Annotated in this window: 20 protein-coding genes, 1 tRNA gene and 2 pseudogenes; 15 read left to right on the top strand and 8 right to left on the bottom strand. The window is 47.8% G+C overall.

Features of this window, described 5'->3' with window-relative positions; all coding sequences use genetic code 11:
- Positions 1–21: 21 nt before the first annotated feature.
- Entirely contained in the window at positions 22–2,469 is a 2,448-nt protein-coding gene (gene fadE, locus A6301_RS05555) for an acyl-CoA dehydrogenase FadE (protein WP_234257303.1), read from the bottom strand.
- A gap of 348 nt (positions 2,470–2,817) precedes the next feature.
- Here fadE and lpcA point away from each other — a divergent pair, with 348 nt between their 5' ends.
- Positions 2,818–3,399 (top strand): D-sedoheptulose 7-phosphate isomerase, encoded by a 582-nt coding sequence (gene lpcA / locus A6301_RS05550; RefSeq protein WP_005975726.1) that lies wholly within the window; start codon positions 2,818–2,820, stop codon positions 3,397–3,399.
- Between the two features lie 50 nt (positions 3,400–3,449).
- Positions 3,450–4,217, top strand: a complete 768-nt coding sequence (locus A6301_RS05545; protein ID WP_107170994.1) for a class II glutamine amidotransferase — start codon at positions 3,450–3,452, stop codon at positions 4,215–4,217.
- Here A6301_RS05545 and dpaA read toward each other — a convergent pair.
- Both dpaA and A6301_RS05535 read right to left on the bottom strand, forming a co-directional pair.
- Positions 4,188–4,922, bottom strand: coding sequence for a peptidoglycan meso-diaminopimelic acid protein amidase (gene dpaA / locus A6301_RS05540; protein ID WP_005975731.1), 735 nt, complete (start codon positions 4,920–4,922; stop codon positions 4,188–4,190). The two genes, A6301_RS05545 and dpaA, sit on opposite strands and share 30 nt — an antisense overlap.
- Before the next feature lie 260 nt (positions 4,923–5,182).
- Entirely contained in the window at positions 5,183–5,953 is a 771-nt protein-coding gene (locus A6301_RS05535) for a class I SAM-dependent methyltransferase (protein WP_234257302.1), read from the bottom strand.
- 214 nt (positions 5,954–6,167) lie between these two features.
- Between A6301_RS05535 and A6301_RS05530 the strand changes: the two genes are divergently transcribed.
- Together A6301_RS05530 and dinB are read left to right on the top strand one after the other, a co-directional pair.
- A complete protein-coding gene (locus A6301_RS05530) occupies positions 6,168–6,968 on the top strand; it encodes a helix-turn-helix transcriptional regulator (protein WP_205540108.1) in 801 nt (266 codons plus the stop codon).
- Between the two features lie 73 nt (positions 6,969–7,041).
- On the top strand, positions 7,042–8,100 hold the full coding sequence (gene dinB, locus A6301_RS05525; RefSeq protein ID WP_234257301.1) for a DNA polymerase IV: 1,059 nt from the start codon (positions 7,042–7,044) through the stop codon (positions 8,098–8,100).
- Positions 8,101–8,163: 63 nt separating this feature from the next.
- On the opposite strand, the gene pepD is transcribed toward dinB, so the two are convergent.
- Positions 8,164–9,624 (bottom strand): beta-Ala-His dipeptidase, encoded by a 1,461-nt coding sequence (pepD, locus tag A6301_RS05520; RefSeq protein WP_107170989.1) that lies wholly within the window; start codon positions 9,622–9,624, stop codon positions 8,164–8,166.
- A gap of 441 nt (positions 9,625–10,065) precedes the next feature.
- On the opposite strand from pepD, the gene gpt reads away from it, so the two are divergent.
- Together gpt and frsA are read left to right on the top strand one after the other, a co-directional pair.
- Positions 10,066–10,524: a xanthine phosphoribosyltransferase gene (gpt, locus tag A6301_RS05515; RefSeq protein WP_005975741.1), complete on the top strand. Its 459-nt coding sequence runs from the start codon at positions 10,066–10,068 to the stop codon at positions 10,522–10,524.
- A gap of 209 nt (positions 10,525–10,733) precedes the next feature.
- On the top strand, positions 10,734–11,981 hold the full coding sequence (gene frsA / locus A6301_RS05510) for an esterase FrsA (protein WP_234257300.1): 1,248 nt from the start codon (positions 10,734–10,736) through the stop codon (positions 11,979–11,981).
- Between the two features lie 80 nt (positions 11,982–12,061).
- Here frsA and A6301_RS05505 read toward each other — a convergent pair whose 3' ends face one another.
- On the bottom strand, positions 12,062–12,403 hold the full coding sequence (locus tag A6301_RS05505) for a 5-carboxymethyl-2-hydroxymuconate Delta-isomerase (protein WP_234257299.1): 342 nt from the start codon (positions 12,401–12,403) through the stop codon (positions 12,062–12,064).
- A 214-nt stretch (positions 12,404–12,617) separates the two neighbouring features.
- Between A6301_RS05505 and A6301_RS05500 the strand changes: the two are divergent.
- Positions 12,618–12,772: pseudogene (locus A6301_RS05500) on the top strand (IS3 family transposase); the annotation flags it as partial.
- 220 nt (positions 12,773–12,992) lie between these two features.
- Here the strand turns inward: A6301_RS05500 and A6301_RS05495 are convergent.
- Together A6301_RS05495 and A6301_RS05490 are read right to left on the bottom strand one after the other, a co-directional pair.
- Entirely contained in the window at positions 12,993–13,691 is a 699-nt protein-coding gene (locus tag A6301_RS05495) for a transglycosylase domain-containing protein (protein WP_234257298.1), read from the bottom strand.
- The gene (locus A6301_RS05490) at positions 13,657–14,190 is read right to left on the bottom strand and encodes a hypothetical protein (RefSeq protein ID WP_234257297.1); all 534 of its coding nucleotides are present in this window, start codon (positions 14,188–14,190) and stop codon (positions 13,657–13,659) included. Before A6301_RS05490 ends, A6301_RS05495 begins: the two co-directional genes overlap by 35 nt.
- Before the next feature lie 187 nt (positions 14,191–14,377).
- Here A6301_RS05490 and A6301_RS05485 point away from each other — a divergent pair.
- The 4 genes and pseudogenes from A6301_RS05485 to proA form a co-directional block, all read left to right on the top strand.
- A pseudogene (locus A6301_RS05485) lies at positions 14,378–14,708 on the top strand (IS630 family transposase); the annotation flags it as partial.
- Between the two features lie 296 nt (positions 14,709–15,004).
- Positions 15,005–15,379: a sigma factor-binding protein Crl gene (gene crl / locus A6301_RS05480; RefSeq protein ID WP_234257296.1), complete on the top strand. Its 375-nt coding sequence runs from the start codon at positions 15,005–15,007 to the stop codon at positions 15,377–15,379.
- A 123-nt stretch (positions 15,380–15,502) separates the two neighbouring features.
- Entirely contained in the window at positions 15,503–16,606 is a 1,104-nt protein-coding gene (gene proB / locus A6301_RS05475) for a glutamate 5-kinase (protein ID WP_234257295.1), read from the top strand.
- 10 nt (positions 16,607–16,616) lie between these two features.
- On the top strand, positions 16,617–17,870 hold the full coding sequence (gene proA, locus A6301_RS05470; RefSeq protein ID WP_234257294.1) for a glutamate-5-semialdehyde dehydrogenase: 1,254 nt from the start codon (positions 16,617–16,619) through the stop codon (positions 17,868–17,870).
- A gap of 119 nt (positions 17,871–17,989) precedes the next feature.
- On the opposite strand, the gene A6301_RS05465 is transcribed toward proA, so the two are convergent.
- Positions 17,990–20,056: a multicopper oxidase family protein gene (locus A6301_RS05465; RefSeq protein ID WP_234257293.1), complete on the bottom strand. Its 2,067-nt coding sequence runs from the start codon at positions 20,054–20,056 to the stop codon at positions 17,990–17,992.
- A gap of 606 nt (positions 20,057–20,662) precedes the next feature.
- Here A6301_RS05465 and A6301_RS05460 point away from each other — a divergent pair.
- The 4 genes from A6301_RS05460 (at position 20,663) to A6301_RS05445 (ending at position 24,047) form a co-directional block, all read left to right on the top strand.
- A tRNA-Thr gene (locus tag A6301_RS05460) sits at positions 20,663–20,738 on the top strand.
- A gap of 400 nt (positions 20,739–21,138) precedes the next feature.
- Positions 21,139–22,173, top strand: a complete 1,035-nt coding sequence (locus A6301_RS05455) for a hypothetical protein (protein ID WP_234257292.1) — start codon at positions 21,139–21,141, stop codon at positions 22,171–22,173.
- A gap of 121 nt (positions 22,174–22,294) precedes the next feature.
- A complete protein-coding gene (locus tag A6301_RS05450; protein WP_103808587.1) occupies positions 22,295–22,531 on the top strand; it encodes an AlpA family transcriptional regulator in 237 nt (78 codons plus the stop codon).
- Positions 22,532–22,634: 103 nt separating this feature from the next.
- Positions 22,635–24,047 (top strand): YfjI family protein, encoded by a 1,413-nt coding sequence (locus tag A6301_RS05445; RefSeq protein ID WP_234257291.1) that lies wholly within the window; start codon positions 22,635–22,637, stop codon positions 24,045–24,047.
- Positions 24,048–24,174: the final 127 nt, after the last annotated feature.

The following is a 24,174-nucleotide window of genomic DNA, read 5'->3' as shown; positions in this document are numbered from 1 at the left end:
CCTATTTCGCAAATAAGGCTGTTATGCTGCTTCGGTTTTTCTTTCCGGTTGCGGTATGGGCGCGGGCTTATTGGCGGCCAGTGCATCGAACGCAAAGTCGTCCACGTTGATAGAGCGCAAGCGGCTGGCTTCGGCTTTGGTCAGAATATTCGCCTCTTCCGCGGTAATCTGACCTTCCACCAGCGCTTGCTCTGCCAACTGATCCAATCGTATGAATGACAGCGGTTTATCGCTGGCTTTCGACAGACGTTGGTAAATTGGCTCGGCGGCGATGATATCCAACAACGCTTCTTCCATCAGCCCGACAGGGTTATGTTCGCTGGCAACCAGATATTGCCCACGCCCCAGGCGACTACGTGTTTCTGACGGCGTTTGCAAAATCTTGGCGACCTCATGATCGAGCTGGTCGGACGGCGCAGCGCAACGCCGTCCCAGCGGGAAGATGATGAAAGTCAACAGACCTGCCACGACGCGGTTTGGGAAGTTACGCAGCAGATCGTCCAGCGCCTGCTCAGCCTGATGTAGACTGTCCTGCACGCCCCAGTGCACCAGCGGGAGATCCGCTTTCTGGCGTCCTTCATCCTCATAGCGTTTCAGCGTAGCGGAAGCCAGGTAGAGCTGGCTGAGAATATCCCCCAGACGCGCCGAGATGCGCTCGCGACGTTTCAGACTACCGCCCAGCACGGCCATCGACACATCCGCCAGCAGCGCCAAATTCGCACTGAGTCGGTTGAGCTGCTGATAGTAATGACGCGTTTTGTCGTTCACTGGCGCACGGCTTAGAAGGCCGTTGGTCAGGCCAAGCCAGAAGCTGCGCACTTTGTTACTGCCGACGTGACCAATGTGCCCAACCAGCGCACGGTCAAAACGTGACACATCGTTGGCCTGCGCGGCTGCCATCTCTTCCAGTACATAAGGATGACAGCGAATGGCGCCTTGCCCGAAGATAATCATGCTACGCGTCAGGATATTGGCTCCTTCCACGGTGATGGCTATCGGTGCACCCTGATAGCTGCGTGCCAGGAAGTTGGACGGGCCAAGACAGATACCTTTGCCCCCAGCAATATCCATCGCATCCAGCACGCTGCGCTGGCCGCGGTGGGTACAGTGATATTTGACGATAGCAGAGAGCACCGCCGGTTTTTCACCCTGCATAATGCCGCTGGTAATCAGTGTTGCGGCGGCGTCCATCACATAAGCATTTCCCGCGATGCGTGCCAGCGGCTCTTCGATGCCTTCCATCTTACCGATAGAGATTTTGAACTGGCGGCGGATGTGCGCGTAAGCACCAATACCGAGGGCAATCGATTTCAGCCCGCCGGTGGAATTAGACGGCAGCGTAATGCCGCGCCCGACTGACAGGCATTCCATCAGCATACGCCAGCCCTGACCCGCCATCTTCGCCCCACCGATGATGTAATCCAGTGGAACAAAGATGTTCTCACCCTGCGTTGGGCCGTTTTGGAACGGCACGTTCAGCGGGAAATGGCGGCGGCCGATTTTAACGCCGTCGGTATCCGTCGGAATTAACGCACAGGTAATGCCTACGTCATCCTCATCGCCTAGCAGGTGATCGGGATCGTACAGCTTAAAGGCCAGCCCGAGTACGGTAGCGACGGGGGCGAGTGTGATATAGCGTTTATTCCAGGTCAGACGCATGCCCACGACCTGTTCCCCGTGCCAGTTGCCATAGCAAACAATACCCGTATCGGGGATTGAACCTGCATCAGAACCGGCTTCCGGGCTGGTCAGTGCAAAACAGGGAACTTCCTGACCGCGTGCCAGACGTGGCAGGTAGTGATCTTTTTGCGCTTCTGTCCCGTAGTGTTGCAGCAGTTCACCGGGGCCGAGTGAGTTGGGAACGCCGACGGTGATCGCCACAATACTGGAGACGCCCGCCAGTTTTTGCAGCACCTGCGCTTGTGCATAAGCGGAGAATTCCAGACCGCCATATTGCTTTTTAATGATCATGGCGAAGAAACGATGTTCTTTTAAAAATGCCCACAGTTCCGGTGGAATATCCGCACGTTCATGGGTGATTTCAAAGTCGTTTGCCATCCGACAGGCTTCTTCAACTGGCCCGTCGATAAATGCTTGTTCTTCAGCGGTCAGTTGCGGACGCGGGTAGTTATGCAGTTTTTTCCAGTCCGGCGCACCGCGAAACAGATCGCCTTCCCACCAGGTTGTCCCGGCATCGATCGCTTCTTTTTCCGTGTTCGACATTGGCGGCATGACCTTCTGGAACATGCGTAGGGCGGAAGCGGAAACCAGCTTTTGACGCAGGGAAGGAACCGTAATCGGAATCAGCAGAATCACGAGCGGAATCATCAGCCAGACGGGCCACAGCAACATGGCGGACATGGCCGCGAAGTAGGCCAGTAGGATGGCGCTGCTGAGCAGCAGACTGAGTCGATGGTAAAACATCGCGCCGATGATAATCAGTAGGAGGAGGATACTGACAGCAACCATAACGTGTCTCCAGCATAGTGATCGAATTAAGGATTTTTCCCCCTTAGCCACGTGTTTACGACGGTGGAAAGCGAGAACGATTTCATCAGTGAAATAAGGCGTAATAGGCCAATGTCATAAGAGGTCTGACCTGTTGCTTATATTCGTTGTAGTTTATCTGATTATTTTTATCAATTTGTTTACATCATAATTACAACTCACTTCACAAACCAAGCGGCTGTCGCGAGTTTTCTGACGGGCATCAGCGTTCCTCTCGATCCCGCGATTACGCGCTTCTCGCTGTTGGTACGATCCGCTACACTGCATGGCAGAAGATGATACTGTCACCGGACAAAATGAGAGGATTCCATGTATCAGGATTTAATCCGTAGTGAACTGAAAGAAGCAGCAGAAACACTGAATAATTTCTTGAGTGATGATGCAAACATTCAGTCGATTCAAAACGCTGCGGTACTGCTGGCTAACGCGTTTAAAGCGGGTGGTAAAGTGATTTCCTGCGGTAACGGTGGCTCGCATTGTGATGCTATGCACTTTGCCGAAGAGCTGACGGGGCGCTATCGCGAGAACCGTCCGGGCTATCCGGCCATTGCGATTTCCGATCCAAGCCACTTATCCTGTGTCAGCAACGATTTTGGCTACGATTTTGTCTTCTCCCGCTACGTTGAATCACTGGGGCGTGAAGGCGATGTGCTGCTGGGTATTTCCACTTCCGGTAATTCTGGCAATATTATTAAAGCGATTGCGGCGGCAAAAGCGAAAGGCATGAAGGTCATTACGCTGACCGGGAAAGACGGCGGTAAAATGGCGGGATCGGCCGATGTGGAAATTCGTGTTCCGCACTTTGGCTATGCCGACCGTATTCAGGAAATCCATATCAAAGCGATTCACATCCTGATTCAATTGATCGAAAAAGAGATGGCGGATCAGTAAGCCGCATTAATACGCTCTAAAAGGGCAGGAAGGGAAGGGTAGGAAGTCAGATGTGTGAACTGCTGGGGATGAGCGCGAATGTACCGACGGATATCTGCTTTAGCTTTACCGGGCTGATACAACGCGGTGGGAACACCGGGCCGCACCGGGATGGCTGGGGAATCACCTTTTATGAAGGGAACGGTTGTCGTACGTTCAAAGATCCGCTGCCAAGCTATAACTCGCCGATTGCCCGGCTGGTGCAGGATTACCCGATAAAATCGTGTGCGGTAATTTCACACATTCGGCAGGCGAATCGCGGCGCGGTTGCGCTGGAAAATACCCACCCTTTTACCCGCGAACTTTGGGGACGGAACTGGACGTATGCCCACAACGGGCAGTTGAAAGGTTATAACACTCTGAAAACGGGGATGTTTCGCCCAGTTGGGCAGACGGACAGCGAATTTGCTTTCTGCTGGCTGCTGTCCCAGCTGTCCGAGCGCTATCCGCGCACGCCGGGTAACTGGCCTGCGGTGTTCCGCTATATCGCTAAACAAGCGGATGTCCTGCGGGAGAAAGGCGTGTTTAACATGCTGTTGTCGGACGGGCGCTTTGTGATGGGGTATTGCTCGACCAAACTCTACTGGATTACCCGCCGTGCGCCGTTTGGTAAAGCGACGTTGTTGGATCAGGATGTAGAGATTGATTTCCAACAGCAGACAACACCCAATGATGTTGTTACCGTGCTGGCGACGCAGCCGCTTACGGGCAACGAAACCTGGCATCAGATCATGCCAGGTGAATTCGTTCTATTTTGTTTCGGCGAGCGCATACTTTAAGGTCGGCTGGCTGGTCATCAGCGGTGGATTAACGACGTATTGTCCGTTAAAAACCGTGATGGCCGGTGGCTGATTGTGCTGATTAAAATAAGCGTACCCCGGCTGAAGCTGTTTCCAGAAGCTGGCGTAGGTGGAATTACGGTGGCGCTGCATGTTCTGTTCCGTCATGCGGAACGGGTAGATCGCGATATCAATTTTCGCCTGCCCGTTGCGTAGCGCCGCTTCGGCATAGCGATAAATCTCATCCATATAGGTGTTGGTCATGGCATAGCAGCCAACCGACACGCATTCGCCGTGGATCATTAAATAGCGGCCAGAATATCCCTGTGATTTATCATAGTCGTTAGGGAAACCGATATTGATCGCGCGGTAATAGTGGCTGTCAGGCTTGAGCTGGCGTAAGTCGACCTGATAGAAACCCTCTGGGCTTTTTAAATCGCCTTCAACGCGTTTTGGCCCTAATCCGCCCGAATATTTACAAATGGGATATTGTTCCAATAAACGATATTCGTTGCCGACTTTTGCATAAAGTTCGAATATTCGCTCTTCTTTAAAGATCTGAATATAGATCGGAGAGCCTAATAATTGCTGTTTTAATTCTTTTGCTATCGGCGCTAACGGCGGCGAAGTCTCGCTGGCGGCGCTGGTAACAACAAGAGAAGGCAAAAAAAACAACATCGCAAACGACAGCGCGATTTTTTGCATTATGGTTCCTGATAATAAAATTGCCTGCTACACGCGGCATCCGCGTCGCGCTACTGGTGTTTTAGCGAAAGCGCTGGGACAGCCGTTATCGGTATATATTTCTTCGTCGTTGAATAGATAACGATGAAAACGAAATCACATTATCATTGGTTTCATATTAATCAAGCGTTGAAAAGCGCCAGGAAATAACATTTACAAAAAACGGCCCGAAAGGATGCGGGCCGCTCAATTTGACGTCGTTCATTGCGGGAGAGAACGCGTCAGGCGCAGGTAGCTTCTATCATCATAATGTCGGTGACAAAGGAACCGTCGGCCTGTACCTCAAAATGTTGCACTACCTCGTCCGCCAGCGTTTTTTGCAGTTCACGGATGGCGATAGCGAAATGTTCTGGCGTGCGCATACGGGCGATCCAACTGCTGAATTCCAGCGTCAACCTGTCGCTGGTGACGTTACGTACGATAAACCCTGCTTCTGTAAACAGACTCAGCCATTCTCCTGGCGCGTAATTACGCACGTGTGAGGTGTCGCGCAGCTTCTCTACCGTCTGCAAATAGATGTCCAACAACGGATGACCGGGCGAAACGACGTCCATCATGATCACGCGACCGCCTGGCTTCAGGACGCGTCGCATTTCCCGCAGCGCCTGCCCGACATCATGCCAGTGATGGGCCGAATAGCGGCTGATGATGATGTCTGCGCTGCCATTATCGAACGGTAAAGATTCGGCTACGCCTTGTTGAACACGGATATTCTTCAGCCCTTTTTGCACAGCGGCCTGACTTACCACATCCAACATTTGAGATGACAGGTCATAGGCGACAACCTCTGCGACGGCCTGTGCGGCGGCGAAGCTGGCATGTCCTGCCCCGCAGCCGATATCGATCACCTGCGCTTGTGGGAAAGGGGCTAATAAGGCGGCCAGTTGAATTAAATCTTTGCCCTGCGCATGCACCGTGCTGGTCAGGTAGTTCTGCGCCTGTGAGCCGAATTGGTGTTCTACGCGATGATTATGATTCTGTTGTTCTTTCATTATTGCTCTCGCTTTCTCTGAATGGTTAAACGGCGGCGCGCCTGCCAATAAAGAAGACCTTGGTCTGAGAACACTATAATGAGAGAAAAATACGGGTACAATATGAGCATTTATACGGGTATAAAATACTCCCTGTTTGATTAGCACAGTTTTTATTGATGCTGTTGTCACCGTAATCTGCCTATACGAGCGGGATGAAAAGGATGCCTGACTGATGTCTGCAAATACGTTTATGTCTGCCAATTCTCTGAGCGGCCCAAAAGCGCTGGGGGCTTTCTTACGGGCGTTGCGTGAGCGAACTACGCCGGAAATGGTCGGGCTGCCTGCCTCTGGGCGGCGGCGCACCAGTGGATTACGTCGCGAAGAATTGGCGCAAATCGCCCGAATCAGCACCACCTGGTATACCTGGATTGAACAGGGGCGTGATGTGTCTGCTTCGGCATCCGCGTTGACTCGTTTATCGCAGGCGTTAAAACTGGAACCCGCCGAACGTGACTACCTTTTTAGCCTTGCTGGTGTGAAGGACCCCCAGAAGCAGAATCGGGCCACATCGTTGGATGAACAGGTTACTGCCAGCCTGCGTCATATCGCTTGCCCGGCATATCTTCTGGATGGCTGCTGGAATATGCTGGCGTGGAATGCGCCGTCGGAACAGCTGTTTGCCGGATGGCTGGAAAGCGATCCAGAGCCAAATTTGCTGCGCTTCATGTTTCTTAATCCATTGGCACGATCGCTGGTGGTGGACTGGCCGGAACGAGCCAAGCGTGTTGTGGCTGAGTTTCGTGCAGAATCAAGTCATTACGCGCCTACCGAGTCCGTTCGGCAAATCGTGATGGCGCTGTGTGAAGAAAGCCGCGAGTTCAACCTCTGGTGGTCGCAGCAGGCAGTTACCGCCCGTGAAGGCGGCGAGCGACGTTTTCATCATCCTTTACTTGGCGATGTGGCCTATCATCAACAGACTTTCCATCCTGCCGGACATGGTGAAGTTAAGCTGGTTATGCTTATCGTGCAGTAACCATGTAAGCATCGTGTCGCTTGTCTATACTGGCTTTGATCTGTATATTTGTACAGTATTGTCGGAGGCCAGTATGCGCAAAATCATTCATGTTGATATGGACTGCTTCTACGCAGCAATTGAGATGCGTGATAACCCGCGCCTGCGCGATATTCCTCTGGCGATTGGTGGAAGCGCCGATCGACGTGGTGTGATTAGTACCGCTAACTATCCTGCCAGACGCTACGGCGTCCGCAGTGCGATGGCGACAGCAACTGCCTTGCGCCTGTGTCCGCAACTCACGTTGTTACCGGGGCGCATGGAGGTGTATAAGTCTACTTCGCGTCAAATCAGAGAGATCTTCGCCCGCTACACTTCACTGATCGAACCGCTTTCTCTGGATGAAGCTTATCTGGACGTTACTGACAGCCCGCACTGCAACGGTTCGGCGACGCGCATTGCCGAAGAAATTCGTCTAACGATCGTGAATGAACTGAATCTCACTGCTTCGGCGGGCATTGCACCGATCAAGTTTCTAGCGAAGGTCGCGTCTGAGTTAAATAAGCCGAATGGACAATATGTGATTACACCGGAGCAGGTTGATGATTTCCTGCTTACGCTGCCGTTGGAAAAGATTCCTGGCGTCGGAAAAGTGACAGGGAAACGGCTGGAAGAGCGAGGCCTGCATACCTGTGCAGATGTTCGAGGGTATGCGCTGGCAGATCTGCTCAAAGAGTTTGGCAAATTTGGCCGCGTGCTGTGGGAACGATGTCAAGGGATCGATGAGCGGCAGATTTCACCCGATCGGCTGAGGAAGTCGGTCGGGGTGGAAAAGACGCTGGCGCAGGATATCCACGACTGGGGACAGTGTGAAAACCTGATCGAACAGCTTTATCAGGAATTGGAAGTCCGTTTGAAACGGGTAAAGCCCGATCTGCATATTGCGCGTCAGGGCGTCAAACTCAAGTTTGATGATTTTCAGCAAACGACACAGGAACATGTGTGGCCGATGTTGAATAAACAGGATCTGTTGAAGCTGGCGCAACAAACCTGGCAGGAACGGCGTAAATCCCGAGGTGTTCGTCTGGTAGGGCTACATGTGACGCTGCTCGACCCACAAATTGAGCGACAGTTGGTATTTGATTGGGGATAGCAGGAGCTGGCTGGGAATAAAAAGGCGACGGATATCCGTCGCCTTGTTTTTACAGCAATACGATTAGGCGCGTGGCGGAATCGCTTTCAGCAATTCTGTCAGCAATTTCCAGTACAGATCCACGCTGCCGATGTGAACTTGTTCATCCGGCGAGTGCGGTCCGGTGATGGTTGGCCCAATGGAAACCATATCCATGTCCGGATACGGTTTCTTGAACAGACCACATTCCAGACCTGCGTGGATCACCATGATGTTCGGCGTCTTGTTGAACAGCTTCTGATAGGTTTCGCGAACCAGCGCCATGACCGGTGAATGCGCATCCGGCTGCCAGCCTGGATAGCCACCTTTTGGCGACGTTTTTGCGCCAGCCAATTCGCCCAACGCCGTCAGCGTACCCACTACGGCATCTTTGCCGCTGTCGATCAGTGAACGAATCAGGCAGATAATTTCCGCGTGGTCGTCTTCCATCGTAACAACACCGAGGTTCAGCGACGTTTCCACCACGCCTTTGACTTCGTCGCTCATGCGGATCACGCCGTTTGGCGTGGCGTTGAGCAGTGCCAGCAGGCGATCGCGGCTGTCTTGCGTCAGCGGATGCTCATTGCTGTCGCTGGCTTCCACCAGAACGGTTACGTTTTTCTCAACGGCGGACAGTTCATTTTTCAGCACGGCCAGATAGTCCTGGCTCAGCGCTTTCAACTGTTCGACGTTAGCAGCAGGCAGTGACAGCGTGGCGAAAGCTTCACGCGGAATCGCGTTACGCAGCGTACCGCCGTTCAGATCGAGAATGCGGATATCCAGTGCCTTCGCTTGCTCGAACAGGAAACGTGCCAGCAGCTTGTTGGCGTTTCCCAGTCCCAGATGGATGTCGCAACCGGAATGGCCGCCTTTCAATCCTTTAATCGTCAGCTTCAGCGTGTGGTAACCGGCAGGTGGCAGTTCGCGCTCCAGCGGAAGGCGGGTAATGAAATCAATACCGCCCGCGCAACCCATGTAGATCTCGCCTTCTTCTTCTGAGTCGGTATTGATCAGGATTTCACCCTGAAGCCAGTTAGGTTGCAGACCAAACGCACCATCCATACCGGCTTCTTCCGTCATGGTCAGCAGCACTTCTAGTGGGCCGTGCTCGACGTTCGGATCGGCCAGCACTGCCAGCGCAGAAGCCATACCGATACCGTTATCCGCGCCCAGCGTGGTGCCGCGCGCTTTCAGCCATTCACCGTCAACGTAAGGCTGGATCGGATCGGTAGTGAAATCGTGTACGGTGTCGTTGTTTTTCTGCGGCACCATGTCCAGATGTGCCTGCAACACGACAGGTTTGCGATTTTCCATGCCTGCGGTTGCCGCTTTGCGCAGCAGAATGTTGCCGACCTGATCGCGCTCGGTATAGATGCCTTTCTCTTTAGCCCATTCCAGAATGTGCGCGGCCAATGCTTCTTCATGATAAGAAGGATGCGGGATAGAACAGATTTTAGCGAAAATATCCCACAGCGGCTGGGGGGAAAGTTGAGACAATTCAGACACTATTGCAGTCTCCTTTTTAGCACCCGCCTATACTCGTCATACTTCAAGTTGCATGTGCGTTGGCTGCGTTCAGTCACCCGAATCACTTACCCGAGTAAGCTCATCGGGATTCCTTCGCTTGCCGCCTTCCTGAAACTCGAATTATTTAGAGTATATAAGGGTTGTCGGTTAAAAGTTAATCGTGGTTAGCCACGTAACATGGCGTGTCGCAACAGAATATCATTTTCCATCAAAGCAGGGGAAATTGCCGTCGTCCCCGCTTATTTTTCCTGCTGCAATATGAATCTGTAGGCTTGGCAGGGCGCAGGTTATCAGGAAAAACTCAGTTCTCACGTTGAGAAAAACTGGTTTTTATGTTGTTGGCTATCTATAATCTCGCGCAACCTTTTTCCCCCCTCAGACTCAACTTAAGCCGGTTTTTATTCGGCTGGGATATATTTTATGAGCGAAAAGTACGTCGTAACTTGGGATATGTTGCAAATTCATGCCCGCAAACTGGCACAGCGTTTACTGCCAGCCGATCAATGGAAAGGCATCATTGCCGTCAGTCGCGGTGGTTTGGTTCCTGGCGCGCTGCTGGCGCGTGAGCTTGGCATTCGTCACGTTGATACGGTTTGCATCTCCAGTTATGACCATGACAACCAGCGCGAAATGAAAGTGATCAAGCGTGCCGAGGGAGATGGCGAAGGATTTATCGTGGTTGACGATCTGGTTGATACTGGCGGTACCGCAAAGGCGATTCGTGATATGTACCCGAAAGCGCACTTTGTGACCATTTTCGCCAAACCTGCTGGTCAACCGCTGGTCGATGACTATGTGATTGATATTCCGCAGGATACCTGGATTGAACAGCCGTGGGATATGGGCGTGGTGTTTGTTCCGCCTTTGTCTGGCCGTTAATCGCCAGAACGAATATCGATTCCCATCAATGCCCGGTTTAGCCGGGCATTGTTGTTTCTACGCTATCGAGATCGGTGCAAGGCTTGATCCGATCGTGTGTTTCTGCCGTTGGCATTTGTCTTCCGTGGCCTGAGTTCGTTACACTTTAGCGGATGACGAAGACGTCGTCTGATGTCCGCTAACAGCGGTTTACATTAATGGAGGCTGCTGTGGCGCAAGCTAACCTGTCTGAAACGCTATTCAAACCCTCTTTCAAACATCCAGAAACCTCGACGTTAGTCAGACGCACGCGGAATAGTCAGGACGTGCAGGGGCTGCATTCTACGCTGGAAGGGGAAAAAACCCGCAGCTGGTATCGGATGATTAACCGGCTGATGTGGATTTGGCGTGGTGTCGATCCGTGGGAAATCGAAGACGTGCTGTCACGTATTGCTGCCAGTAAGGCTGACAGAAGCAACGAGCAGTTGCTCGACACGGTGATCGGTTACCGAGGCGGTAACTGGATTTATGAATGGGCGAAGCAGGGCGCAGACTGGCAGCAGCGGGCAATCGAGAGTGGGATTGACGCACAAACCGGGCAGTTCTGGCTGAATGCTGCCAATCTCTACAGCATTGCCGCCTATCCGCATATTAAAGGCGATGAGCTGGCGGAACAGGCGCAAACGCTGGCAAATCGCGCTTATGAAGAAGCCGCAAAATACCTGCCTTATGAACTCCGGGAACTGACTTTCCCGATTACGGGCGGCGGCACGCTGACTGGCTTTTTGCATATGCCATCGCAGGGTAAGGCTCCTTTCCCTACCGTCCTTATGTGCGGCAGTCTGGAAATGTTGCAGAGTGATTATCATCGCCTGTTTCAGGACTATCTTGCGCCAGCGGGCATGGCGATGTTGACGATTGATGTTCCCTCCGTTGGATTTTCTTCCCGCTGGAAGTTGACTCAGGATGCCAGTTTTCTGCATCAGCAGGTTTTACGCGCGCTGCCGGATGTCCCGTGGATCGATCACACCCGTGTTGCTGCATTTGGCTTCCGCTTTGGTGCCAATATTGCCGTTCGGCTGGCTTATCTGGAATCACAGCGACTACGCGGCGTAGCCTGTCTCGGCCCGGTGGTGCATCATCTGTTAAGCGATCCTACTCGTCAGCAGCAAGTGCCGGATATGTTTATGGATGTACTGGCGAGTCGGCTGGGTATGCCGTATTCGACGGATGCGTCGCTGAAAACTGAGCTGGGGCGCTATTCGCTGAAAACACAGGGACTGTTAGGACGCCGCTGCCCGACGCCGATGCTGGCAGGCTACTGGGATAACGATCTGCTATGCCCAAAAGAGGAAGCCAGCCTGATTGTGAACTCGTCTGCGCAAGGGAAACTACTGCCCGTTAATTTCTCGCCGGTGTACCAGAATTTCGATCGTGCATTACGGCAAATTAGCAGATGGTTGCAGGATAAAGTGTAGTCAATCAGTCGTAATGCACGGTCTGTACAGGCGAATCTTCGCCACACAGACCGTCGCTCCTGCCAGATGACGACCGTCGATCACAGGATCTTTTTGGCATAACAAAGCCTTTCCATATCAATTACTTCAATGGTAACCGATAAATTTTTCAACCCAAGCGCTTCGATCTTATGAAGAACCCGATCGGAAAGTTTACTTTTCTGCTCTCCCGTCCGCCCAGAAAGCACCTTGATCGCTACGTGAATGAAGCTGGCTCGTTCGCCACCTGTCGTATATTGCTCGTAAGCAATGGATCTGACTTTGATGTCACTGCCGTCACTTTCAAACAAACCGGATTCGAGCGCGCCGTGATAGATCGCAGGCAGCAGGGCATTTACATCAATGTCTGACGAATGTTCGGCGATACAATGAGGCATGGGCATCACTTATCAATTAACGAAAACGAAGATAGCAGAGTATTGAGTATCCGGTGCCGCTCGGCAACTCCTTTTCAGGTAAGCGCTGGTGGAAAAGGGGATAAACGTGAATTGTCATACTGTATTAAGGGTTGAACCATAATTTTACCCGTTTGGGCGATCGTTGAGGAATGCAATGATGTGGGGAATAGGGTTTCGCCAAGCAGCAAAGTCTGCATGATATCTGTTGTTCGGAATACTGAATGACGTTAGGTAAATGACAGAATCTTTTCTGCACAAATATAAAAGCGAACGTCCCGTGAATCACTGAATAACCTGACACCGGAAGAATATCTACTGATGGCTGAAAATCTGGAAATCTCAAAAAATGTGTGAAACGAAAACGGGTATGCTTACATTTACAAAATCTTCGGAGATACACATGTGCTGGAAAAATGTGGCAGTATTAGATATATCTATTTATACGATGGAAAACTCAGATTGGTGAGTTGCTCTATTTTGATGAAAATATATTGTAATAATATACTGGAACTTATAAGATCCCATCTTGTTAAAAAATAAAATCTTAGACTGATGAAAAACATGCAATGTCGCATCATAATTTAACCTTTGACAAAAGTACCTTCGCTAGTTTTACTACCATTAGGTGTTTTTTTAGTATGTGTGATTTTTTTAATATATTATCAATGTGTTTTTTCCTTTTGATTATTTTATTACTTTCTTTCGGGTTTTCGTTTTTTTTAGTGGGGTATTTCAATCTTGCTATTAATTCACTTGCATCTTCTTTATCAATATTTGATAAACTGAAAAAACCAATTTTACTATAACCAAAATACGCACAGTGTAAATAGGCTTTCCCTACCTCTTTCTTGTTTTTTATCTTAATGTTTAGCAAAATAGAAATAACCTGCTCTCTTATCTTTCGCCGAAAGGTCCGCTCATACCTTCCTGTTAGGGTTCTAACTAATTGTTGTTCTATTGTGCTCCCCCCTTGGGTTATTTTTTTAGTTAATTTTAGATACACACATCTGATGATGGCTATTGGATCTAGACCATAGTGAATGGAACTCCGATGATCTTCAGCTGCGACTAGAATATAATAATAGTAATCATCTATCGTTGAAAAATATTTCTTCTCATTATTTATGTAATCAACGCATTTGGCTAAATCCCTAATGATATTATTATTGAAATATAAGACTATACAGGCAATGAAATGAGGGATTGTAAGTATTGTTAACAACATTTTCATTTTTTTATTAAAAGCCTTTATTTTGGAATGCGGCCGTTCCATTAGCATCTGCTGCTGTTGTTAAAAAAACACCATCAGTTTTAAGTTTAGCTCTATTCAAAGTAACAACTAATGATGATGGTCTTTGAGCTCCATTCGGGTCACCTTTTAAAGAAATATGTATGTTCATTTTATTGAATATAAAATAATATCTTTCTATTGTTAATAAAACGTCACCAACATTCCTATCTCTACCTATGTATTTTCTGCGAACGTTATTTTTATCTATATCATGGGTTTTTTCTATCTTCCCTATTGCTTTTGTCACTGATTCATTAATTAACGTGAGTACAAAAAAAGAAGACAGCTCTTTGTAATCTCCCACAGTTGAATTTATTGTGGTTGTTTTAAGATAAAAAACACCAGAAAATGATGGTGGTTTTTTAAATACATCTTTAACCAAAAATACTATAAGGCTGCTAATGATAAAAACTGAAAGGCCAGCAACAAAACTTCCGAGGTTAGTTGAAGAAGAAGCAAAGCACTTCAGTGATTCAATCATGATGAATTCCTATTTCTTAATTATAAAAAATGTCTTTTTTTATAAAGTAAATAACAAAGATAAATCAGTTAACAATATATGGTTTTTTCAGTAATAAATAACGAAAAAAGAGTGGGTTTCTTAAAGTGAACTCAGTCCGAATTGTACGATCTGATCAATCGCCAAACATCACCAATCAGACTGAGTGATGCCGATCATAGCACCGATTCTACGAATAGAACGACGTCTGATGCAGAAAAAATTCATAAAACGCACGATAAGAATTATGCCTGCAGACTGACCACTCGTGCTGCGCTGGTATGGCCGCGCCAGCTATGTCGCCAGAACACTCTACTGTGCCTGTTCATCTGTGGGACGTTGAAGTAACTAATTTACATTACATTCTTGTTGCAAGCCTGAAATCTTTACCGTAAGGACGTTCCCGTTGTTGGTCATTTGAGCATCTGTACAGGCTGTTATGTGAACTTGTAAAACATTCTCCCAGTGATCTTGACTATCAGTGCTCATTCTGGAGTACATAACTACTGACGATAAAAATCAATGAGATAACCGAGTGTCAATTACGTCTTAAGGTGTTACTGCAATATGGCGCAAATCCGAAGGCATAAGCGTAATGATATCCGCGCTGTTGGCATTACCTACACCACACGCTGAGACAGGGCTTTCATACCTTTCCGTGTAGCGTAAACCAGAAGTATGGAAGCATGCTGGCGCAGAGGCAGAAAAGTCTAACACCGAACGGTAACCTGATCTCAGGTGGTTGATAAATTGCCATTCTCTGCTAAAAAGAAAGTTCAACCAAAGGAGATCGCAGATGATGTTACCGAGTGGACATTCCAAAAGCCGACTCATGAAAAATTTTACGGCGTTGGGGCCTTATATACGTGAAGCGCAGTGCGAGGATAGCGCGTTCTTCTTTGATTGTCTGGCGGTTTGCGTCAACATCAAACCTGTACCGGAAGCGCGTGAGTTCTGGGGCTGGTGGCTAAACCTGGAGGATACCGGCCAAGCCTTTGCCTATAAGTATCACTACGGTCTGTTTGATAAACACGGCAACTGGCGTGAGGAAAAAATTAAGGACAACGCTGTGATGGAACAGGTGGAAAATGCCAAACAGGCTTTTCATGTCCGACTGGAGAAACTGCTGCACTCGCTGGAACCCGCCTGTACGCTTACCGCACGACCGTGATGCTTCCTTGACGTTCCCCGATTTATTCACAGGTTTTCGCGTTGTGCCTGTTGGCATAACGCGTCTGTCCTGCTACAACGTTTTTCTTATTCTTATTTTTTGACATCTAACGGCAGAGAAATTATGAGCGGCAGCCAGACTTTGGTTGTGAAACTGGGCACCAGCGTGCTAACCGGCGGTTCGCGTCGTCTTAATCGTGCCCATATCGTTGAACTGGTGCGCCAGTGTGCGCAGCAACATGCGGCAGGGCATCGAATTGTTATTGTTACTTCGGGGGCGATTGCCGCCGGACGCGAACATTTGGGTTACCCCGAACTCCCGGCCACCATCGCGACTAAACAACTGCTGGCCGCCGTGGGGCAAAGCCGCCTGATTCAACTGTGGGAACAGCTGTTTTCCATTTACGGCATTCACGTTGGGCAAATGCTGCTGACACGTGCCGATATGGAAGATCGTGAACGTTTCCTCAATGCGCGCGATACCATGCGGGCGCTGCTGGATAACAGTATTGTTCCGGTGATTAATGAAAATGACGCGGTTGCTACCGCTGAGATCAAAGTCGGTGACAACGACAATCTGTCTGCGCTGGCGGCGATTCTGGCCGATGCGGATAAGCTGCTGCTGCTGACCGATCAGGCCGGGCTGTTTACTGCCGATCCGCGTAATAATCCTGATGCTGAGCTGATCCGTGAAGTGACCGGTATCAACGATGCACTGCGCAGCATCGCAGGGGATAGCGTGTCTGGTCTCGGAACGGGCGGGATGTCGACCAAATTGCAGGCTGCCGATGTGGCCTGCCGTGCCGGTATCGATGTGGTGATAGCCGCAGGCAGCAAGCCGGGCGTGATCGGTGATGTGATTGCCGATATTTCGGTTGGAACGCGTTTTCATGCACTTGATGCGCCGCTGGAAAGTCGTAAACATTGGATTTTCGGTGCGCCCCCAGCGGGAGAAATTACCGTCGACGACGGCGCGCTCTCGGCGATCCTTGAACGCGGTAGTTCGCTGCTGCCTAAAGGTATTCGCACGGTGGAAGGCAATTTCTCTCGTGGTGAAGTGATCCGCGTTCGCAGTCTGGCGGGCCGCGATGTAGCGCATGCCGTGACGCGCTATAACAGCGATGCGCTGCGTATGATTGCCGGGCATCATTCTCAACAGATTGCCGAGATTCTTGGCTATGAATATGGTCCGGTAGCTATCCACCGCGACGACATGATTATCAATTAAGGAGTTCGCGATGCTTGAACAAATGGGTAAAGCGGCAAAAGCGGCCTCTTATCAGTTGGCGGTCTTGAGCACAGCGCAGAAAGATCGTGCGCTGCTGACGATTGCGGATTTGCTGGAAGCTGAGAGCGCGGCGATTCTGGCAGCTAACGCACTGGATTTAGCCGATGCGCGCCAAAATGGTATGAGCGAGGCGTTACTGGATCGTCTGCTCTTAACGCAGGAAAGGTTGAGTGCGATTGCCAGCGATGTGCGTCAGGTATGCCGTCTGACCGATCCGGTAGGGCAGGTAATTGACGGCAGTATGCTGGATAACGGGCTTAAGCTGGAGCGTCGCCGCGTGCCGTTGGGCGTAGTCGGTGTGATTTATGAAGCGCGCCCGAATGTCACTATTGATGTGGCTTCCCTGTGCCTGAAAACCGGTAACGCGGTGATTCTGCGCGGTGGCAAAGAGACGTACCGCACTAATGCAGCGACGGTAAAAGTGATTCAGCAGGCGCTGTCGCAGTGCGGCCTGCCTGCCGCTGCGGTGCAGGCGATTGAAAGCCCGGATCGAGAATTGGTTAATCAGTTGCTGAAATTGGATCGCTACGTGGATATGCTGATTCCACGTGGTGGTGCTGGCTTGCATAAGCTGTGTCGTGAACAATCGACGATTCCGGTGATCACTGGGGGTATTGGAGTGTGTCATATCTATGCTGATGACAGCATAGATTTCGACAAGGCACTGACGGTTATTGAAAGTGCGAAAGTGCAGCGACCTAGCGCCTGTAACAGCCTGGAAACGCTGTTGGTCAATCGGAACATTGCCGACCGTTTCCTGCCGGAACTGAGCAAAAAAATGGCGGCGTCGGGTGTCGCGTTACACGCCAGCCCTACAGCAATGCCTTATCTGGCTGGTGGCCCTGCCAACGTCGTCGCAGTGGAAGAGGCCAACTACAATGACGAATGGCTCTCTAACGACCTGAATGTCACACTCGTGGACGATCTGGATGCAGCGGTTGCGCATATTCGTGAGCATGGCACGCAGCATTCCGATGCCATTCTGACTCGCTCTTTAAGCAACGCAGAACGCTTCGTGCGTGAGGTGGATTCCTCGGCAGTGTACGTCAATGCCAGTACACGCTTCACCGACGGTGGCCAGTTTGGTTTGGGTGCGGAAGTGGCGGTCAGTACCCAGAAGCTGCACGCTCGTGGCCCAATGGGATTGGAAGCGCTAACCACCTATAAATGGATTGGCTATGGCGACGATTTGATTCGTGTGTAAAGTTGATTTTTCAGCCATGAGGTTGAGCTAGTCGAAGGGAGCTCGCGGTGAGTCAGGAAGACAAGCTGTGAGCCCCTTGTTTACAGTAATTTATTTATTAAAAACGCTAAGGTTGCCTATTAATGGTGACCTTGTGCCATCCCACCTCCACCATCAGAAAGCCCAATCACGACATTTTGCATCATGCCTTGATCTTCATGATCCAGGATATGGCAGTGCAGTACAAACTCGCCGATATAGCGTTCATAGCGTGTACGAATAGATATTTTGTACGTGCCTTTTGGCGCATCAGTGGATTCCAAGGCTCCATCTATATTGCTTTTTATCCATAGAGTGTCCTTCCACACACCTTTCAGACCGGCATATTGCGAGATACTGCCATCCGATTCCTTTGCGCCCGGCAAGCTTACGTCATTACCATCCGGATCGAGGACCTGAATAATTTCGAAGGGATTAACATGGATATGGAAAGGATGGCTGACAAAATAGGATTGTAATTGCCACTCTTGAGCGGTTCCTAGCACTAATGGGCGATCTATCTGGGTCGGGGAATAGGGGGCAGCGCCCTTAGGACTGTAGGAACCATCGCTATTTTTTACCACAGAAAATGAGTTACCCACCTCAAACGTTGGGGGCTTTTTCGTGACATCAATGTAAAACACCAACTCCTGCGGCGGAACATGGCTGACTTCTTTATCTGTGATAGGCGGATGGGGAATGAATTTGGTCAGTTTGAGCCCATCTTCCAAACTACTGATGATTTCTTTAGCCAGTTTGGCCGGCTGATAGGTTTTTTGTGCTTGCGTGATTAATTGCTGAGTGGTTGATGCGATAGGGTCTGCTATCGACTGCCCGCCTTTAACTCTGACAAAACCCAAAACCGATCGTACTTTGTCTTCGCGCGAGACGTTATCCGCGGCTTTTACTGGTGGATTGACAATACAATAGAGGCCGTCTTCGGGGAAATTGACCAGTAGATCATGACGATATCCGGGTTGCAGTGTGATATTGGTTTGTACCTGTGCTTGAGGCATCGTCAACCCGTCAGCGGCGATGACAGCATAAGGAACCGGTGAGCCTGTGCAGAGTTCTCGTACAAATCGATCCTGATTTTCTGCATCAAGCGTTTTCTCCCGAGAGAAAAAATCACGGGTATCGAGCTTGCGAAATTCTACTTTTATCGTCTCACGCACCCCGGCATGCACCAAGCGCCAGCGTTCAATCTGACCCGCCTTAGCATTGGCAAAAACAGGCCTTACCCGGCCGTTGACAGTAGTAAAACGTCCTGAGTCATCCCATGAGCCTGGTTTGAATTGTTCGTAAGACACTACCTCACCAACTTCTCCAGGGGCACATGACCAATCAATTGAATCATCTGATTTTTTCTTCAGCTTGCCCTCTTTGAGACAGGCATAGGGAATTTGTTCAAAGACTAAGAGGCGTTCAGGGAAGGGCTTGCCGTCCTCAGTCTTAAGCAACGTATCGATATCGCCGTTTGAGGCCTCGGTGGGCATACGATCCCCTCGAATCACAAGCGCACCGGCCATACCGCTGCCAACCTGAATTGCCGTTGAACCATGGTTGTGTGGATGGTACCAAAATGTTCCGGCTGGGTGATCGCTGGGGATATTATATTCATACTCGAATTTCATACCTGGGTTAATCGATAACAAAACATTATCGCTATTTCCCGTTGGGCTGATCCAAAGCCCGTGGCCATGTAGATTGGTATGGTTAAAGCAGTGCGGGATATTAATATCTTTCGTTTTTTGGGCACATTCAGGCTCAGCGGGAAGTTGATTATCGAGCCTTATTCTGATGGTATCACCCGGCGTGGCTTCAATGGTTGGGGCTATAAAAGGGTGGTAAGGGTCGACATTGGTGCCACTATAACTACGTAAGCGTACTTTATCTGGATGACCTTGTGCTGGGTTACGAATGAGTCCTTCGGTATATTGCACTTTCAAATCTAAAGCCCGCTCTCGGCCAACATGAGATTGAGCTGGTTCGTTGGTTTTCCTTTGGTAAAGCGTTCCTGACGGCATTGTTGAAGACTCAGCCAGTACAGGAGGGTTCATGAATGCATTCTCTTGCTGCTTATTGTTTCCATCTTGAGCTTCGACGTGGGGGAAATAAATGCTGAATAGTAAAGCCGTCGCGCTGAGAAGTAATTTTTTATGCACCATATATTCTCCATGCCTAAATACTTTAATTTGAATTGATTAACTTGCTATTATTTATTTAAATGGGTTATTTTTCTATCATTGGTTAATTCGTTTTTTACCTCCAAAGATGAGTAGAGTGTTCGATGGTTTTTTTTATCGATAATGTTTCCTATTGCCTTAGTATTTATGTCCTAATGACTAATTAAAGTTAAAGGCACTAAAATAGTAAACATAACGCAAAATGAATTTTAAATTGAGGACGTAATGTGATGAGTAATAAATAGTGGTTATTATTTATCAATGTTAATTTTTTATTTCTATTTATATTCTACCTAATTATTCTATTCGATATACCCAATCGTCCTCAAGGTATGGGCTTGAGGACCTGAAAACGACGTGACCCTACGTGACCGATAGCTCATCTTGTGTAACGCAATCCTAATGTGTTAAGCCTGAAAGTTATATCATTGGCTGTTATTAGTTTGGTTACTTATTAAAAAGTCTTTATTTTTCATCAAGCGACGATAAAACCAGCAGGCGAGCGTCAGCCACTTGACTTGAGATGCTGATTTCACTAGTTTGTCATCCCGTAGTTCACGTCAGGCTCTCGTCGCGACGATTCTCAACGCCGATATAGCTCAGTTGGTAGAGCAGCGCATTCGTAATGCGAAGGTCGTAGGTTCGACTCCTATTATCGGCACCATAAAATCAATGATTTACAGAATTCTCTCTCTCTAATATCTTCATTTTTTGCTCTTGGGTACACTCTCGGGTACACAAGTTACAATGTATAGATCATCTCTGTGGTGTTTTTACGAAATTCCCTCCATCTCATTTTGCGATGCTTGCTGTGTAGCGTCTAACGCGTCTGGATCTGTCATTTTGTGGGGCGATCTATCCTTCATGCCGGTAGGGGGCTTGTGGGTCTTACATAAGTCTGATGGAGTTGCGTGTAGTTGTTGTTAGACTGTTGTTTCGCCGATGTGGTTATCCGATATATTGATGTTTAAGATATTGTCGTGTGAGAATTAAACTTTTATATTTACAACTCATTGTAATACCTATAAATTTAAATAATTGATAATCACGCATTGGGGATTTTGATGAAAAAGGTCTGCTCTATATCAGAAATTATTAGTCAGTATGATATAGATATCGAATTTATTATTAGTGAATGGATGATGGGGAAATTTTGCATCTTTACTCATTTCGATGGTGAGTTATGTACAATGAGACATGCTCTGGATTATGAGAGGAAAAGCAAAGATTTCATATTTCATGATGCTAAATTTCATTTAAATTGTAAAACTGATATATTTCAGGGTATAAATAGTCCACTTCAAAAACAGCTTTCATTTATCCCTGAACAGCCATTAGATGATCATTTTAGGTCGGAATATAAGGTGGATTGGACTGGTCCTTTCTTTAAAGGATATGATGAGATTATGTATGAGGGAAGGGCTTACGGATATTGGTATTTAAAGCCGACCAAAACTACACATTTTGGTCGGGGTTATTATTTGTTGTCAGACAGTAAGAACTTTGATGAGTTAAAAAATAAAGCTGGAGCTGTATTTGTCTCTGCTTTTAAAAATGATAAATATAGTTATTTGATTTTTGATACCCCAGTGAAAATTGGTGTGGGCAACATGTTTTTAGAAAGTGATATTGTAAGCTCTATCATTGATAGTCATAAGAAATTAGGTGGTGAAAATGTTAATAATATTGACTCAATAGGTTTTATTAAAAAAGAAAAAATAATTAAGGATGAGGTTTATTTTCCACCTAATAGTAGATATGTTATTTACATGTTGATTAATGAGATTTTTAGCCGCAATGGAGTTGTTGTTTATTATAAACTTACGGTTCTTTTTAAAAGCAACGGAATTTCAATCAATCAAACAACTGTAAAAGAGTGGTCTGAAAAACGACCAAAAGAGAGAAGTAAACCCTTTAGAGACTCATCAAGGAATAATGAAATAATTAGCGTATTGTTAAGTACGTACTTAAAAGAGAAAAAAATCACAGGGAGTAATAATGTAATAGCTAGTCATCTAACATTAATTGCTAATTCAGCCCCTTACCATTTCGACATAGAATTTACTCCGAAAGAGGTGTCTGTTTGGTTGAATCATTAAGCTGTGACTGTTATTTGCTCACCTCTTGCTAAGAGCTTAATAAGCTCTTAGCAAGAGGTCTCCTTCTTTTTTTTCTTCTTGTCTTGATTCATCCTTCTTCAACCAAAACGAAGGAGGCAAAATGAATACATTATTTACCCCACCGACCCCCATACAGCGATCAAAAATCTTGCAGGACTACGGCGAGCCTTGTGATCGATTGGTTCGTGAAAGAGAGCGTCAGCATATCACATCAGTGTCTCGCTCCACGGCTTGGAAGCTGGAGAGAGTTGGTCTTTTCCCACAGCGTAAGTCGATAGGGTTGAAATCCTGCGCTTGGTTATTAAGTGACCTTCTTTGTTGGATCAATGAGCGTTAATAAATTTTATTACTGGGTGCTCATCTTGCTATTTCTGCTAAAAATAGCGGAATAGCTACTAAGGTGGAGCATTTTCAACGTTAAACTGATTATGAGGTGCTTTATGTTCGATGAACATCCTTTCCCTGTGAATGTATTTCCATCAGTCATTAGAAATACAATTTATGAAGTTGGGCAACATACACAGGCACCGCTGTCTTTGATTGCTGCATCTGTTCTTGGGGCTATTTCCCTTGCATGTCAGAACAGGATTGATGTGTGTAGACCTCGCGATTTACGTGGTCCGGCATCTCTTTTTCTACTGACGCTGGCAGAATCAGGGGAACGAAAAAGTACAGTGGATAAATTACTGATGAAGCCACTGTACCAATTGGAAGAGAAACTGTTTGTAAAATATACGCAGGAGTTTGAGACTTGGCGAAATGATGAAGTCGTTTTTAATGCAGAAAAAAAAGCTTTGATATCAAAACTGAAATCTGATGTTCGCCTTAACAAAGATTCCTCCGCAACGAATGAACGGCTAAAAGATCTATTGGCGACTCATCCTGCTGGGCCAACCAGGTATAAGCTAATGTTCAATGATGCCACTCCAGCGGCGATTAAAGACTATCTCTGTGGAGACTGGCGAGCAGTTGGTATCATGTCTGATGAGGCTGGCACTATATTTAATGGTTACACGCTGAATGAACTACCATTCATTAACAAAATGTGGGATGGCTCAACGTTCTCAGTGGAAAGAAAAATCTCACCAGAGCGGTTGATTAAAGATGCCAGATTGACTTTATCTTTGATGGTGCAACCGGATGTTTTTAAGGGATATCTGGAGCGTAAAGGTGATACAGCGAAAGGCATCGGATTTTTCGCTCGCTGCCTAATTTGCCAGCCAGATTCAACACAGGGCTCCAGGAAAATTACTAGTCCGGTTAGCTCAAGTGAACACCTTCCGATATTCCATAATCGATTGCTGGAGATCGTTCACGATAGTATCGATAGAAATGTCGAAAATGAAAGAATCTGCCTGCATTTTACTCCCGACGCAGAGCAACGATGGATTAAATTTTATAATGATGTTGAATCCGACATGGGTTGGTTTGGTAACTTATCTGATTTTAAGGATTACGCATCCAAAGTGGCAGAAAATACGGCGAGAATTGCTGCACTAATACACTATTTTAATGGTGATAAAGATAATATTTCTCTTGCGGCAACAAACGCAGCTGTGAAGATAAATTTATGGTTCGTAGATGAATATGTGAGATTGTTTTCTAAACCTCAGGAGCTGACTCTACTGGGTTCAGATGCCGATGAGCTTTACTGGTGGATAAAAGACTATTGCCATAGATGTGTGGTGCCATATATCAGGAAAACAACCATCCTGCAATATGGTCCGAACCGGTTCAGGAATCGAAGTAAAGTGAATGAACTACTGAGCACGCTTTACTCGCAAAACAGAATAGACACAGAGAAAAGGGGGAAAACCCTTTTTATAAAGCCTATTGATAATCTTAGGTTATAGATAGATCATGGCTAACTAAAGAATAATCTCTTTGTTAAGTAGTAATTATTTAAACTAATTATAGAGTAAATTTAAGTCAGTCATCACAGGCTGTGGCTATTCTTTTTATGAAATCAACTGTCGGATA

Origin of the sequence: Pectobacterium sp. IFB5596 (assembly GCF_021432585.1) — a bacterium.
GTDB classification, from domain to species: domain Bacteria; phylum Pseudomonadota; class Gammaproteobacteria; order Enterobacterales; family Enterobacteriaceae; genus Pectobacterium; species Pectobacterium punjabense.
Note: the sequence above shows the minus strand (reverse complement) of the source record. Positions and strands in the feature narration are given on the sequence as shown.

What these genes read in the sequence shown, in the direction of transcription:
- fadE (WP_234257303.1), bottom strand. Translation starts at nt 2,469, where the DNA reads ATGGTTGCTGTCAGTATCCTCCTCCTACTGATTATCATCGGCGCGATG.
- lpcA (WP_005975726.1), top strand. Translation starts at nt 2,818, where the DNA reads ATGTATCAGGATTTAATCCGTAGTGAACTGAAAGAAGCAGCAGAAACA.
- A6301_RS05545 (WP_107170994.1), top strand. Translation starts at nt 3,450, where the DNA reads ATGTGTGAACTGCTGGGGATGAGCGCGAATGTACCGACGGATATCTGC.
- dpaA (WP_005975731.1), bottom strand. Translation starts at nt 4,922, where the DNA reads ATGCAAAAAATCGCGCTGTCGTTTGCGATGTTGTTTTTTTTGCCTTCT.
- A6301_RS05535 (WP_234257302.1), bottom strand. Translation starts at nt 5,953, where the DNA reads ATGAAAGAACAACAGAATCATAATCATCGCGTAGAACACCAATTCGGC.
- A6301_RS05530 (WP_205540108.1), top strand. Translation starts at nt 6,168, where the DNA reads ATGTCTGCAAATACGTTTATGTCTGCCAATTCTCTGAGCGGCCCAAAA.
- dinB (WP_234257301.1), top strand. Translation starts at nt 7,042, where the DNA reads ATGCGCAAAATCATTCATGTTGATATGGACTGCTTCTACGCAGCAATT.
- gpt (WP_005975741.1), top strand. Translation starts at nt 10,066, where the DNA reads ATGAGCGAAAAGTACGTCGTAACTTGGGATATGTTGCAAATTCATGCC.
- A6301_RS05505 (WP_234257299.1), bottom strand. Translation starts at nt 12,403, where the DNA reads ATGCCCATGCCTCATTGTATCGCCGAACATTCGTCAGACATTGATGTA.
- A6301_RS05495 (WP_234257298.1), bottom strand. Translation starts at nt 13,691, where the DNA reads ATGGAACGGCCGCATTCCAAAATAAAGGCTTTTAATAAAAAAATGAAA.
- A6301_RS05490 (WP_234257297.1), bottom strand. Translation starts at nt 14,190, where the DNA reads ATGATTGAATCACTGAAGTGCTTTGCTTCTTCTTCAACTAACCTCGGA.
- crl (WP_234257296.1), top strand. Translation starts at nt 15,005, where the DNA reads ATGATGTTACCGAGTGGACATTCCAAAAGCCGACTCATGAAAAATTTT.
- proB (WP_234257295.1), top strand. Translation starts at nt 15,503, where the DNA reads ATGAGCGGCAGCCAGACTTTGGTTGTGAAACTGGGCACCAGCGTGCTA.
- proA (WP_234257294.1), top strand. Translation starts at nt 16,617, where the DNA reads ATGCTTGAACAAATGGGTAAAGCGGCAAAAGCGGCCTCTTATCAGTTG.
- A6301_RS05465 (WP_234257293.1), bottom strand. Translation starts at nt 20,056, where the DNA reads ATGGTGCATAAAAAATTACTTCTCAGCGCGACGGCTTTACTATTCAGC.
- A6301_RS05455 (WP_234257292.1), top strand. Translation starts at nt 21,139, where the DNA reads ATGAAAAAGGTCTGCTCTATATCAGAAATTATTAGTCAGTATGATATA.
- A6301_RS05450 (WP_103808587.1), top strand. Translation starts at nt 22,295, where the DNA reads ATGAATACATTATTTACCCCACCGACCCCCATACAGCGATCAAAAATC.
- A6301_RS05445 (WP_234257291.1), top strand. Translation starts at nt 22,635, where the DNA reads ATGTTCGATGAACATCCTTTCCCTGTGAATGTATTTCCATCAGTCATT.